General features: G+C 64.0%; 9 protein-coding genes. 5 read left to right on the forward strand and 4 right to left on the reverse strand.

What is annotated here, in order from left to right; genetic code table 11:
- Window positions 1-133: 133 nt before the first annotated feature.
- The 3 genes from Mame_RS14985 (at window position 134) to Mame_RS14995 (ending at window position 3,680) form a co-directional block, all read left to right on the forward strand.
- The gene (locus Mame_RS14985; protein ID WP_026173223.1) at window positions 134-1,951 is read left to right on the forward strand and encodes an extracellular solute-binding protein; all 1,818 of its coding nucleotides are present in this window, start codon (window positions 134-136) and stop codon (window positions 1,949-1,951) included.
- 183 nt (window positions 1,952-2,134) lie between these two features.
- Window positions 2,135-2,779 carry a DsbA family oxidoreductase gene (locus Mame_RS14990; protein ID WP_018063305.1) on the forward strand — a complete coding sequence of 215 codons (645 nt, stop codon included), beginning with the start codon at window positions 2,135-2,137 and terminating at the stop codon, window positions 2,777-2,779.
- Window positions 2,766-3,680 (forward strand): class I SAM-dependent methyltransferase, encoded by a 915-nt coding sequence (locus Mame_RS14995; RefSeq protein ID WP_018063306.1) that lies wholly within the window; start codon window positions 2,766-2,768, stop codon window positions 3,678-3,680. The genes Mame_RS14990 and Mame_RS14995 overlap by 14 nt, the downstream gene beginning before the upstream one ends.
- Here the strand turns inward: Mame_RS14995 and mfd are convergent.
- Together mfd and Mame_RS15005 are read right to left on the reverse strand one after the other, a co-directional pair.
- A complete protein-coding gene (gene mfd / locus Mame_RS15000) occupies window positions 3,646-7,137 on the reverse strand; it encodes a transcription-repair coupling factor (RefSeq protein WP_018063307.1) in 3,492 nt (1,163 codons plus the stop codon). The two genes, Mame_RS14995 and mfd, sit on opposite strands and share 35 nt — an antisense overlap.
- 14 nt (window positions 7,138-7,151) lie before the next feature.
- Window positions 7,152-7,454 carry an FAD assembly factor SdhE gene (locus Mame_RS15005; protein ID WP_018063308.1) on the reverse strand — a complete coding sequence of 101 codons (303 nt, stop codon included), beginning with the start codon at window positions 7,452-7,454 and terminating at the stop codon, window positions 7,152-7,154.
- Window positions 7,455-7,546: 92 nt separating this feature from the next.
- Between Mame_RS15005 and recG the strand changes: the two genes are divergently transcribed.
- Window positions 7,547-9,646 carry an ATP-dependent DNA helicase RecG gene (recG, locus tag Mame_RS15010; protein ID WP_018063309.1) on the forward strand — a complete coding sequence of 700 codons (2,100 nt, stop codon included), beginning with the start codon at window positions 7,547-7,549 and terminating at the stop codon, window positions 9,644-9,646.
- A gap of 236 nt (window positions 9,647-9,882) precedes the next feature.
- Here the strand turns inward: recG and Mame_RS15015 are convergent, their stop codons facing one another.
- Both Mame_RS15015 and Mame_RS15020 read right to left on the reverse strand, forming a co-directional pair.
- The gene (locus Mame_RS15015) at window positions 9,883-11,400 is read right to left on the reverse strand and encodes a helicase HerA domain-containing protein (protein WP_018063310.1); all 1,518 of its coding nucleotides are present in this window, start codon (window positions 11,398-11,400) and stop codon (window positions 9,883-9,885) included.
- Between the two features lie 138 nt (window positions 11,401-11,538).
- Window positions 11,539-12,255: an ArsR/SmtB family transcription factor gene (locus Mame_RS15020; protein WP_018063311.1), complete on the reverse strand. Its 717-nt coding sequence runs from the start codon at window positions 12,253-12,255 to the stop codon at window positions 11,539-11,541.
- A 219-nt stretch (window positions 12,256-12,474) separates the two neighbouring features.
- Between Mame_RS15020 and Mame_RS15025 the strand changes: the two genes are divergently transcribed.
- Window positions 12,475-13,551, forward strand: a complete 1,077-nt coding sequence (locus tag Mame_RS15025) for an ISAs1 family transposase (RefSeq protein ID WP_079920686.1) — start codon at window positions 12,475-12,477, stop codon at window positions 13,549-13,551.
- Window positions 13,552-13,554 lie beyond the last annotated feature (3 nt).

Here is a 13,554-nt window from a genome sequence, read left to right on the forward strand (position 1 = left end):
TGGACGCCAATCTACCCCCTCGGCACCCAAAATTTGCGCGCTGGCGCGATTTCATGGTCGGTTTCGGGGCTATTTCAGCTTTGTCAGCGGCCATGATACCATTCTCCGACGAATGACACGACAGGGCGAATCGATGCGCTTTCTTGCTACTCTCCTCCTCTCCGCGGCTCTTTCTGGCGCGGCCGCAGCCGAACCCGTTCACGGCATCGCCATGCATGGCGAACCCGCCCTGCCCGCGGATTATCTGCATTTCAGCTACGTTAATCCCGATGTCAAGAAGGGCGGCGCGATCACCTATGGCGTGGTCGGATCGTTCGATGCGCTGAACCCCTTCGTGCTGAAGGGCATGCGTTCCTCCGCCCGGGGGCTTTGGGACGAGGTGCTGGGTAATCTGGTGATCGAGCCGCTGATGCAGCGCTCGCGCGACGAGCCGTTCACGCTTTACGGCCTGCTCGCCGAAAGCGCGGAGTGGGACGACGACCGCAGCTATGTCCAGTTCAACATGAACCCGGATGCGAAGTGGTCGGACGGCGAACCGGTGACCGCCGATGATGTGATCTTCACCTTCAACCTTTTGAAGGACAAGGGCCGCCCGCCCTATAACCGCCGTCTCAATCTGGTCGACAAGATGGAAAAGGTCGGCGACAACAGCGTGAAATTCACCTTCAACGCCGATGCCAACCGCGAAACGCCGCTGATCTTCGCGCTGATGCCGGTTCTGCCGCAGCATGCGATCGATCCTGAAACCTTCGACACCGACACAATGACGACGCCGGTCGGCTCCGGCCCCTACGCCATTACCAAGGTGGAGCCCGGCCAACGGATCGTCTACGAGCGCCGCGACGATTACTGGGGCAAGGACACGCCTTCGATGGTGGGCTTTGCCAATTACGACACTGTCACGATCGACTACTATCTCCAGGATTCGACCCTGTTCGAGGCCTTCAAGAAGGGCGCGGTCGATGTCTATCTCGATGACGACCCCAGCCATTGGGCCCGCGCCTATGATTTTCCGGCCGCCAGTGAGGGCAAGGTGGTGAAGGATGAGTTCCACCCCAAGACGCCGACCGGCATGCAGGGCTTCGTGTTCAACACCCGCCGGCCAAAATTCGAGGATGCCCGGGTCCGCAAGGCGCTGTCCGACGTGTTCGATTTCGAATGGGTCAACAAGACGCTGTTCAACAATGCCTATCAGCGCACGCAGAGCTACTGGCAGAACTCCGCGCTCGGCGCCTATGGCAATCCGGCAAGCGAAGCCGAACGCGAACTGCTCGGCGACGCGATCGACGTGATCGATCCGGCGATACTTGCCGGCGACTACGCCATGCCGGTGACCGACGGGTCCGGGGCCGACCGCAAGGTGCTGGCGGCCGCCGTCAAGCTGCTTGGCGAGGCCGGTTACAGGATCGCGAACGGCAAGATGACCGGAACGGACGGCAAGCCGCTCGCCTTCGAGATCATGACCACCAATGAGGGCCAGGAGAAGCTGGCGCTTGCCTACCAGCACACGCTGAACCTGATCGGCGTCGCTCTCTCGATCCGCACCGTCGATGACGCCCAGTACCAGAAGCGGCTCAACACCTTCGATTACGACATGATCGTGCTGCTGGCGCCGGGCTTCTGGTATCAGTCATCGCTGTCGCCGGGCGCGGAACAGATCTGGCGCTGGGACAGCCGCTCGCGCGATGTCGAGGGCACGTTCAACTTCGCCGGCGTCGCCAGCGCCGATGTCGACCGGATGATCAATGACATGCTGGAGGCCCGCTCGACCGACCATTTCACCGATTCCGTCCGCGCCTTCGACAGGCTTCTGGTCAACGGCCATTACATGCTGCCGCTCTATCACCGCGAGGGCCAGTGGGTGGCGCGCTGGGCGACGATTGAACATCCGGACGAAACACCTATCTACGGCTATCAGCTTCCCACCTGGTGGGACCAGACCGCGCAGTGAGGCTTTCGGTTGTTGGACGCTTGTCCTCCCCTCTTGCGTCATGCTCGAGCTTGACCCGAGCATCCAGGCCACACGGAGAACGTTGCCTGGTCCCTCGGGTCAAGCCCGCGAGGGTGACACTGAGAGGACGTGAAACAGGGGAAGCCGTGCCCCGCCATACCGCACTCTAAAGAAAGGAACGGCATGTCTACCGTCACAGTCGATGCCATTATCGATGTTGTCTGCCCATGGTGCTACCTCGGCAAGGCGCGTCTCGACAAGGCGATCAAGTCGCTGCCCGAAAATGTCGAGGTCGCCGTGCAATGGCGTCCGTTCGAGCTTGATCCGACCGTGCCGCCGGAAGGCGTGGACAATCAGGCGATGCTCGCCGAAAAGCTCGGCAGCGCCGAGCGGCGCGACGAGATGCATGCCCAGATAACGGCGCTCGGCAAGGAACTCGGTATCGCCTTCCATTTCGACCGGATTCTGGTGCGCCCCAACACGCTCGACGCCCATCGCCTGCTGCTCTGGGCCCATACCGAGAGCATCGCCATGCAGAACGCGGTCGTCGGCCGACTCTACCGCGCCAATTTCGAGGAAGGCCGAAATATCGGCGACCACAAGGTGCTGGCGGATATCGCCGCCGAGGCCGGCATGGACCGCGAAATGGTGGCCAAGCTGCTTGAAAGCGATGCCGACACGGAGATGGTGCGTGGCGAAATCGCCAATGCCCAGCAGATGGGCGTCACCGGCGTGCCGTTCTTCGTGTTCAACGGCAAATATGCCGTCAGCGGCGCGCAGCCGGTCGAGGTGATGCAGCAGGCGCTGACGCAGCTTGCCGCCGCCTGACCCGCGTTTGAAAGCCTTTCGGGAAATCGTCAAGGCCCGGCTGCCGGTCACCCCGGCGCCGGGCCTTCCGTCGCTCCGGCTTCACCTGGCCAACGAGAAAAGCGGGCTGGGGCGCTTGCTAGCCGAGCTCGACAACGGCTTCTCGCCCTATTGGGCGCATGTCTGGGCCGGCGGGCTGGCGCTGGCGCATCATATCGAAACGGAGCCGGATTGCGTCCGTGGCCGGACCGTGATTGACTACGGAACCGGGTCGGGCCTCGTCGCGATCGCGGCGGCGAAAGCTGGCGCGGGCGCGGTGATCGCCTGCGATATCGATCCGCTGGCGCTGGAGGCCGCTTCGATGAATGCCGCGCTCAACGGCGTTGCGATCACGCCGCGACTTATAGAACGGGGATGGGACGGCTCTGCTCTCTCCGAGAACCTCAAGGCGATCGCATTCGGCTTTTCCGCACAGCCCCCAGATCTTCTCGCCCCGGAAGGAAGAGATGTCGCGAAAGCGACAGAGAGGGGGGAGTCTATCACCGCGAACGCCCTCACGAGACGAGATGCCGCGCCACCCTCACTGCCCCTTTCGGGGCATCTCTCCCGCCAGCGGGAGAGAATAGTGGGAGCAAGCGGCAACGCCCAATGCAGTTCCCATGCCGCGAACCCGGAGCCCGCAGTCGTGCTGGCAGGCGATGTGCTCTACGATGCCGGAACCGCCGAGCGAACCCTTGCCACCCTGGACGCGTTCGCCGAAACAGGAGCGGATATCCTGATCGGCGATCCCTTCCGTGCGCATCTGCCGCAACGGCACCTGGCGCTTGTCGCGCGCTACGAAGTCGCCGATTTCGCCTCGGGCGGCAAAGCGGCGACGGCCGGCGTTTTCAGGCTGCGGCGAGTTTCGACAGCTTGTTCATGATGATCGCCGCCTGGCCAAGGCGCTTGTCGGGCGTCGGCAGGTCGCGGTTGAAATAGATGCTGTGGTCGGGGCGAATCTTGGCCGAAACGCTGTTTTCGGCGATGAACTGCACGAGGCCGGCAGGGTTGGGGAATTCGCGGTTGCGGAATTGCACCACGATCCCCTTTGGCCCGGCATCGAGCTTTTCGACATTTGCAATCCGGCAAAGCGACTTGATGAACACCACCTTCAGGAGCGACTGCACTTCTTCCGGCATCGGCCCGAAGCGGTCGATCAGCTCCGCGCCGAAGCCGTCGATATCGGTCGCATCCGTCAGTTCGCCGAGCCTGCGATAGAGCCCCATGCGCAGGTTGAGATCCGGAACATAGCTTTCCGGGATCATCACCGATGTGCCGAGCGCGATCTGTGGCGACCAGTCGGAGCCGCCGGCATCCTCGTCGCCCTTGGCCTCGGCCACCGCCTCTTCCAGCATCTGCTGGTAGAGTTCGAAGCCGACTTCCTTGATATGGCCGGACTGTTCCTCGCCAAGCAGGTTGCCAGCGCCGCGAATATCGAGGTCATGGCTTGCAAGCTGGAAGCCCGCGCCAAGCGTATCGAGCGATTGCAGCACCTTCAGCCGGCGGTCGGCGGTATCGGTCAGCCGCTTGTTGACCGGCAGCGTGAACACAGCGAAGGCCCGCGTCTTGGAGCGCCCCACGCGCCCGCGCAACTGATAGAGCTGGGCGAGGCCGAACATGTCGGCGCGGTGGACGATCAGCGTGTTTGCGGTTGGCACGTCGAGGCCGGATTCCACGATCGTGGTCGACAGCAGCACGTCATACTTGCCGTCATAAAAGGCATTCATGATGTCTTCGAGCTGGCCCGCCGCCATCTGGCCGTGGGCAACCGCCACCTTCAGTTCCGGCACTTCCGCTTGAAGAAAGGCCTCGACCTCCGAAAGATCGGAAAGGCGCGGGCAGACATAGAAACTCTGGCCGCCGCGGAAATGCTCGCGCATCAGCGTTTCGCGGATCACCAGCGGATCGAAGGGCGAGATGAAGGTGCGCACCGCCATCCGGTCGACCGGCGGCGTGGTGATCAGCGACAATTCGCGCACGCCGGTCATGGCGAGCTGCAGCGTGCGCGGGATCGGCGTTGCCGAGAGCGTGAGCACGTGAACGTCGCTCTTCAGCTCCTTCAGCCGCTCCTTGTGCTTGACCCCGAAATGCTGCTCCTCGTCGATGATCAGCAGGCCGAGATTGGCGAACTTGATCGAGGCGCCGAGCAACGCGTGGGTGCCGATCACGACATCGAGCTTGCCCTCGGCAAGATCCTTCTTGGTCTGCGCCAGTTCCTTGGCGGGAACCAGACGCGATGCCTGCGCCACCTTGATCGGCAGGCCACGGAAGCGCTCGGCAAAGGTCTTGTAATGCTGGCGCGCCAGAAGCGTGGTCGGCACCACCACGGCGACCTGAACCCCGTTCATGGCCGCAAGGAAGGCGGCGCGCAGAGCCACTTCGGTCTTGCCGAAGCCGACATCGCCGCAGATCAGCCGATCCATCGGCCGGCCGAGGCCGAGATCGCCGCGCACCGATTCGATCGCGTTGAACTGATCCTCGGTTTCCTCATAGGGGAAGCGGGCGGCGAACTCGTCATAAAGCCCCTCCTCCGTCGCCAGCACCGGCGCGAAACGCGTGGCGCGCTTGGCGGCGATGGCGATCAGCTCGTCGGCCATGTCGAGCAGGCGCTTCTTCAGCCGCGCCTTCTTGGCCTGCCAGGCCCCGCCGCCCAGCCGGTCGAGCGTCGCCTCGGCGGCATCCGAGCCATAGCGCGATAGGAGTTCGATGTTTTCGACGGGCAGGAACAGCTTGGCGTCGTCGGCATATTGCAGTTCCAGGCAATCGCGCGGCGCGCCCGCCGCCTCGATGGTTCTGAGGCCGATAAAGCGGCCGATGCCGTGCTCGGCGTGAACCACCAGCGAACCCTCATCGAGCCCGGAAACCTCCGCAATGAAATCGCTCGCCTTGCGGCGGCGGCGGTTCTTGCGGATCAGGCGATCGCCGAGAATATCCTGTTCGCCGATGACGAACAGATCGCCGGTCTCAAACCCGCCCTCAAGGCTCATCACCGCGCTGGCCGCTTCGCCCCGCCCAAGCTTTTCGACCTCGGCCAGAGCGCCGATCGGCTTGATCTTCTCTAGCCCGTGCTCCTTCAGCACCTGCAGCAGCCGGTCGAGCGAGCCTTCCGACCAGCCGGTGATCAGCACCTTGCCGCCGCCAGCGCGCTTGTCGGCGATATGGCGCACCGCCTGTTCGAACACATTGGTGCGGGCGTCGTCATCGCGCGCCTTGGCCTCGGACGCCCAGCGCGGGCCGGCATGGGCCTCAAGCGAAATCACCGGCTTCCCGACGCTGGAAGCCTCGTTGAAGGGCGACAGCCTGATTGACCGGACGGCATCGAGGCCGGCCGAAAACGCCGTGTCGTCGAGATAGAGCGTATCCGGCGGCACGGGCTTGTAGGGCGCGCCGCCGCGCGCGCCGTCCATATTGGTGCGTCGGGCCTGATAATAGTCCTCGATCAGCGCGGATCGTTCGGCGGCGGCCTCGCGGGCGGCGTGATCGACGACGACGCTGAAGCCGCCGAGATAGTCGAACATGGTTTCCAGCCGCTCATAGAACAGCGGCAGCCAGTGCTCCATGCCGGCATAGCGCCGTCCTTCGGAGACCGCCTGATAGAGCGCATCGTCGCGGGTGGCAGCGCCGAACATGGAGAGGTAATTCTTGCGGAATCGGGCGATATTGTCATCGCCGAGCGTCACCTCGCTCATGGCGTTGAGCTCGAGCGACTTGACCGTGCCGATGGTGCGCTGGCTTGCGGCATCGAAGGCGCGGATGGTTTCCAGCGTATCGCCAAAGAAATCGAGCCGCACGCCGTTTTCCGCGCCCGGGACGAACACGTCCAGTATGCCGCCGCGCACCGCATATTCGCCGACGGCGCGTACGGTCGGCACCCGCTCGAAGCCGGCATCGGCTAGGCGATGGACGATCTGGTCCATGTCGATGACCTGCCCGGCGCGGGCGGAAAAGCCGAGCGAGGCCACGATCTCGCGCGGCGGCAGCTTCTGCAGCATCGCGTTGACGGTGACGAGAATGATTGCCGGATGCGGCTTTTGCGCATGGGCGACAAGGCCGGCAAGCGCCGAGAGCCGGCGCGCCTCGGTATCGGCCCCGGGCGAAACCCGGTCATAGGGCAAGCAGTCCCAGGCAGGCAGGGTGAGCACCGGAATATCGGGGGCCACGAAACCGAGCATCTGCTCGAAATCGGCAATCCGCTGGCCGTCGGAGAGCACATAGGCGACCGATTGCCCGGCTCGCGCCATTTCGGCCAGCACCAGCGGTTCCGTGCCCGGCACGGCATTGGCGATGGTCACCGCGCCGCTCAGGCTTTCGAGTTTCTTCGGGTTGAATCCGGAAATCATGGTTTTCGCGCGTTTCAGGCGTTTTTCTCGACCGGATCGAAATCCGGCCGGTAGGCGGCGATGCTTTCAAACAGCTTCATGCGCAGATGTTCCGGCACGGGCGAAGCACCATTGATCCATGCGATCAGGTCGGCGTCTTCCTCGGCCATGATCGTCTCGAACTGGTCCAGCGTCGCATCGTCCATATCGGCGATATTGTCCTCGGCATACTGGCCGAGGATCAGGTCCATCTCGCGAATGCCGCGGTGCCACGCGCGAAACAGCATGCGCCGCCGCCGCGGGTCGAGGTCGGCGCTGGTGCGCTTCAAACCGGTCATTTCGATACCTTCTCTGTTGATTGGCCTCTATAGCGGCTCGTTTCGCGCTTGTCAGCCTTGCCAAAGCCGTTCAGCGGGTACATTTCAAAAATATGCGACCCGCCCTGCTCGATCCCCTGTTCGCTCCGGCCTCCTCGCTCGCGGGGATCGGGCCGAAACTTGCCAAGCTGCTGATGAAGCTGACGGGCAGCGAGGACGAGGCCCGCGTCATCGATCTCGTTTTCCATGCGCCGACATCGGTGATCGACCGGCGGCTGAAGCCGGGCATCGCGCATCTGCCCGAAGGCGCGATCGTGACGGTGGAAGGCCGCGTCGACCGCCACCAGCCCGCCCCTTCCCGCTCCAACGCGCCTTACCGGGTTTATCTCCACGACGAGACCGGCGAACTGACGCTGACCTTCTTCCACGCCAAGGCCGACTGGCTGGAAAAATCGCTGCCCGTCGGCGAGACCGTGGTGGTGAGCGGGCGCGCCGAATGGTTCAACGGCCGCCCGACAATGGTGCATCCCGACTATATCGTGCCAGTCGAGAAAGCCGACACGCTGCCGACGGTGGAGCCGGTCTATCCGATGACGGCTGGCCTCTCGGCGAAAATCCTGCGCCGCTCGATCGAATCGGCGCTCGCGCGGGTTCCGGTGTTTCCCGAATGGATCGATCCCGCAATCGTCGCGAAACAGGGCTTTCCGACGACCGACGAGGCGCTTACCGCCCTCCACAATCCCCGCGACGAGACCGATATCGAGCCGCAGGCCCCGGCGCGCCGCAGGCTGGCCTATGACGAATTTCTGGCCGGACAGCTTTCGCTATCGCTGGTCAGAAGCCGGATGCGCAAGGCCAGGGGCCGGCCGGTGCGCGCGACCGGCGTGCTGTCGGACAAGGTGCGCGCCGGCCTGCCCTTTCAACTCACGAAGGGCCAGCAGGAGGCCGTGACGGCGATCCTCGAGGACATGTCGCAGGAAACCCGGATGCTGCGCATGCTGCAGGGCGATGTCGGCTCCGGCAAGACCATTGTCGGCCTGCTCGCCATGCTTGCCGTGGTCGAGGATGGTGGACAAGCGGTGCTGATGGCGCCGACAGAAATCCTGGCGCGCCAGCATTATGAAGGCATCGCGGCGCTTGCCGAAAATGCCGGCGTCACCGTCAGCCTCTTGACCGGCAAGACCAAGGCCCGCGAGCGCAAGGAGATCGAGGCTAAGATCGCCAGCGGCGAGGCAAAAATCGTGATCGGCACCCACGCATTGTTTCAGGACAATGTTGCCTATCACGATCTCAGGCTTGCGATCGTCGACGAACAGCACCGTTTCGGCGTCCACCAGCGGCTGCGGCTGACGGCCAAGGGCATGGCGCCGCATCTTCTGGTGATGTCGGCAACGCCGATACCGCGCACGCTGGTGCTCGCCGCCTTCGGCGACATGGATGTCTCCAATCTCACCGAGAAACCGGCCGGGCGAAAGCCGATCCAGACCGTCACGATCCCGCTGGAACGGATCGGCGATATCGTCGGCCGGCTGCGCGATGCGCTGGCCCAAGGAAAAAAATCCTATTGGATATGCCCGCTGGTCGAGGAATCGGAGGCGGTCGAACTGATGTCGGCCGAGGAGCGCTACGAAACGCTGGCAAAGGCGCTCGGCCCCGACAAGGTCGGCCTCATCCATGGCCGTATGTCATCCACCGACAAGGACGCGGCGATGGAGGCCTTCCGCTCGGGTGAGACTCGCCTGCTGGTTGCCACCACCGTGGTGGAAGTGGGCGTCGATGTGCCGGATGCCTCGATCATCGTGATCGAACATGCCGAGCGCTTCGGCCTTGCCCAGCTTCACCAGTTGCGCGGGCGCGTCGGCCGCGGCGACGAGGCCTCCTCCTGCATCCTGCTCTACAAGGGACCGCTATCCGAAATGGGCCACGCCCGGCTCTCGGTGCTGCGCGAAAGCAATGACGGCTTCCGCATTGCCGAAGAGGACCTGAAACTGCGCGGCGAAGGCGAGCTTCTCGGCACCCGCCAGTCCGGCATACCGGGCTTTCGCTTCGGCAGCCTTGAGGCCCATGGCGACATCCTCGCCATCGCCCGCAAGGACGCCGGCTATATCGTCAGCAAGGATCCGGGACTGCAGAGCGAACGGGGTGCTGCGCTCAGGACCCTGCTCTATCTGTTCCGCCGCGACGAGGCGATCCGCTATCTCAATGCGGGGTAGCGCGGCCGACGGCTCGTTTGCCTGTGACCCCACAGCCTCTCCGACGGCACTCTCTCCTATCAGGCGTCACCCTCGGACTTGATCCGAGGGTCCAGGCGGCGTTCGCCGTGTCGCCTGGATGCTCGTGTCAAGCACGAGCATGACTCATGAGAGGGTGTCGATTTCAGCAAGACGCCGCGACCGCACCAACGGCTATCAGGGGAACGTGAAACAACGCGGGAGAAGCTCGCAGCACCCTACTCCGCAGCATCCCGCCGCTCGCCCGCATCCGCCGGCGCGTCGGGGGCGCCGCCTTCGGTCTTGGCGTCGAGATCCGGGAAGGCGACGACGCGTTTGCCGCCGGGCTCAGTGTGCAGCACGATCAGGCCCTGTTCCTCGAACCAGTCCAGGAAGCGGCGGGCGCGGCGGGCGGAATGGGTGCCGTAGGCGCGCGCGATGGTGGCGTCGGAGGGGCACGGTTCGCCGGTAAGGGCTGCCTTGGCCAACATCAGGAACACGCCCTGAAGGTCGTCGGTGACATGCGGCGTCAGCGACAGCGCCATCTGCCAGGCCTCGCTTTCGGCCATGGCGTCGTCCACGCCGGAGCGGGCGATCGCCAGCCGGCGCCGGAAATCCGACATGGAAAGCGGCGCCCCAGAAATACGCTTCATGCGACCGCGCATCAGGAAATCCTGATAAAGCTCTGAATCGGAACGGAAAGCCGATTCCTTTCCATCCGCGATTTCCGTCAGGGTCATCGTAATCCAGTCCTCCCGCTCCTCGTCGCTCATCGTGCTCGCGCGCGGGCCGCGCGTCGTCTCCGGCGCTGTATCGGCGGATTGGGAAAGCTGGTCGATGATATCCACGGTCGGGCGCGGACGGGGCGTGACCCGGCGCGGCGCGCTTGCCTGCCGGGCCAGATCCTCCGGATCGGGCGTGAAGATCAGGTCGTCGACATCCTCCGGCTTGTCGGGAAGCGGCATCAGCTTGGGGCTGGAGGAACGCGCCGAGGTTTCCACCGGTCCGATGATCACCTTGAGCGGGCGGCGCGACAGTGCCGGGCCCAGCGCCACGAAGTTACCGCGCTTGAGGTCGCGGAACTGTTCAGCCTGACGGCGATCCATGCCGAGCAGATCGGCGGCGCGCGCCATGTCGATGTCGAGAAAGGTCCGCCCCATCAGGAAGTTGGAGGCCTCGGCGGCGACGTTCTTTGCGAGCTTGGCGAGTCTCTGGGTGGCGATCACGCCGGCAAGCCCGCGCTTTCTGCCCCGGCACATCAGATTGGTCATGGCGCCGAGCGATTGCCGGCGCACCTCTTCGGGCACCTCGCCGCCGCCGGTAGGTGCAAACATCTGGGCCTCATCAACCACGGTCAACACCGGATACCAGTGGTCACGATCGGCATCGAACAGCGCGTTGAGGAAGGTCGCAGCCGTGCGCATCTGGTCCTCGATCTCCAGGCCTTCCAGCGTCAGAACGCAGGAGACGCGGTGCTGGCGGATGCGGTTGGCGATGCCGATCAGCTCGCCCTCGGAGCGCTCGCCATCGACCACGACATGGCCGAAGGCATCCGACAGCGTGACGAAATCGCCCTCGGGGTCGATCACCACCTGCTGCACCCATTTGGCGGATTGCTCGAGCAGGCGGCGCAGGAGATGAGACTTTCCGGAGCCGGAATTGCCCTGCACCAGAAGCCGGGTCGCCAGCAATTCCTCGATATCGAGACTGGCCACGTCACCGGTCGATGTCGTTCCCATATCGATGTCGACTTGCACTTCGCCTTCACCTTCGTTTCGGATGGATTTGTCAGAGCCTGCCGGAGGCCTGCGGACGCGGATATCCGCCTAGCCTGCTATAGCAGGTCGGTGCGGGCGCGGTCGTGCCGCGGCGGGCGTTACCCACAGCTTTCCGCCTCATGCGACGATGCGCAGCACCGCCGGGTCAATCGCGAAGGTGGCGGCAAAGCCCGCCTGCCCTTCCCGCGTCAACGTCAGCGCCCGGCCATCCCGCGCCGGGCGCAGCCAATGGCGCTCGCGGCAACGCGCGAGCATGGCGGCGCCCAGCCAGCCGCCGATATGGTGGCGGCGCTCGCTCCAGTCGAGGCAGGTGCGGCACAGCGCCCGCCGGCTTTTCCGGGCGTCTTCAAGCTGCACCCCGAACTCGCAGAGGAAAGCCCGGCCCTTTTCGGTTACCAGCCCCGCCGGGCCGTCGAATTCCAGGCATCCCGTTTTCACCAGCGAATCGGCAATGCCGACGGCAATCGCGCCAGCCATGTGGTCGTAGCAGGTGCGTGCCACCCGCATCGCCTCGTCCTTCGGGCCGGTTGGGCGATAGCGCGCCGGACCGGCCGTCGAAAGCAGGCTCAGATGCTCCAGCGTCTCGGCCACATCGGCGGAAGCGAGCCGGAAATAGCGGTGCCTGCCCTGTTTTTCGACCGCCACCAGCGCGCCATCCACAAGACGGGCCAGATGGCCGCTCGCGGTCTGCGGCGTGACGCCTGCGACGCCGGCAAGCTCGCCGGCGGTCAGCGCCTTGCCGCCGAGCAGCGCGGACAGAATGTTCGCCCGCGCGACATCGCCGATCAGGGCAGCGATGGAAGCGAGCGTGTTTGCGGAAACCGTGTTCGTCATGGGCCCAATCTAGCACCGGGGACACGCGTCGTCATCGCCGATCGTTTCGGTGACGACCGAAGCAAAGGGCGAGACGACGGCATAAACCTTCCCGAAAACGAGAGGATACCCCCATGACCGACTCCGCCCCGGCCCCAGGGGAATCGCGTATGGCTTTTAAGCTATTGAATATTTGACGCAAATCGATTCATCTTCAGCCTTTCTGTTGTGGAGGGTTGGATGGACGGATTTGCGTCTCTTTTCGGGTCGGTTCCGGACCCTCGGGCGGCCAATGTCCGCTATTCGCTGAACAGCGTTTTGTTCATTGCCTTGGCCGCGGTGCTGTGCGGGGCCGAAACCTGTCAGGACATGGCCGACTTTGGCGTCTCCAAGCACAAGCTTTTGAAGGAGATCGTGCCTCTGCCTTACGGCACTCCCAGTCACGACGTTTTCTCGAATGTTTTCAGACATATCGACCCTGAGGCTTTCGAAACGGTCTTTGCACGCTTCGCGCAGGCTTTCGCAAAATCCATCAGCGGCGTCATCGCCATCGACGGCAAGGCCGTGCGCGGGGCCTACAAACGCGGCGACAAGGCCTCGCCCCTGCATCTGGTCAACATCTGGGCCGCCGACCAGCGCATGGTCATCGGCCAGCAGCTCGCGCCGGGCCGCAGTGAAGTCAAAGGCGTTCTGCAAGCTCTTTCATGCTTGTCGCTGGATGGCTGCATCGTCACGGCTGACGCGCTGCATTGCAGGGCAGACACAGCCTCTGCCATTCTCAAGACCGGCGCCGACTATGCGCTTGCACTCAAGGGCAACCAACCGGGCCTTCTCAACCGGGCGATCGCCCTGCTTGAAAAGGAAAGCAACCCCGACAGAGCCGAAAAGGCCGATGGCAAGGCCCATGACAGAACCGAAACCCGACGCGCCGTCATCGTCAAGGCGGAAGGAATGGATTTTCCCGGCGTCAAGGCGATCGCACGGCTTGAAAGCATCCGGGTGGAGCCCGATGGCCGGCAAACGCGTCACATCCGACATTTCCTGCTGTCCAGGTCAGTCAGCGCTACCGCCTTTCTGGACATCGCCAGAGCGCACTGGACGATCGAGAACCAACTGCACTGGGTGCTCGACGTCGCCTTCTGCGAAGACGCCGCCAGAAACCGAAAGGATCACGGGCCCCGGAACCTCTCGATCCTTCGCAAGCTCGCTCTCAACATCATCCGACACCACCCGGACAAGGCGTCCATCCGGCGCAAAATGAAAAAAGCCGGATGGGACGATACCTTCCTAATCTCAATGATCGCTCATATGCGATAGCCC

The organism is Martelella mediterranea DSM 17316 (assembly GCF_002043005.1).
Classification (GTDB): domain Bacteria; phylum Pseudomonadota; class Alphaproteobacteria; order Rhizobiales; family Rhizobiaceae; genus Martelella; species Martelella mediterranea.

Bases quoted from the DNA above. Each gene is read 5' to 3' on its own strand.
- Mame_RS14985 (WP_026173223.1), top strand. From the start codon at position 134: ATGCGCTTTCTTGCTACTCTCCTCCTCTCCGCGGCTCTTTCTGGCGCG.
- Mame_RS14990 (WP_018063305.1), top strand. From the start codon at position 2,135: ATGTCTACCGTCACAGTCGATGCCATTATCGATGTTGTCTGCCCATGG.
- mfd (WP_018063307.1), bottom strand. From the start codon at position 7,137: ATGATTTCCGGATTCAACCCGAAGAAACTCGAAAGCCTGAGCGGCGCG.
- Mame_RS15005 (WP_018063308.1), bottom strand. From the start codon at position 7,454: ATGACCGGTTTGAAGCGCACCAGCGCCGACCTCGACCCGCGGCGGCGG.
- recG (WP_018063309.1), top strand. From the start codon at position 7,547: ATGCGACCCGCCCTGCTCGATCCCCTGTTCGCTCCGGCCTCCTCGCTC.
- Mame_RS15020 (WP_018063311.1), bottom strand. From the start codon at position 12,255: ATGACGAACACGGTTTCCGCAAACACGCTCGCTTCCATCGCTGCCCTG.
- Mame_RS15025 (WP_079920686.1), top strand. From the start codon at position 12,475: ATGGACGGATTTGCGTCTCTTTTCGGGTCGGTTCCGGACCCTCGGGCG.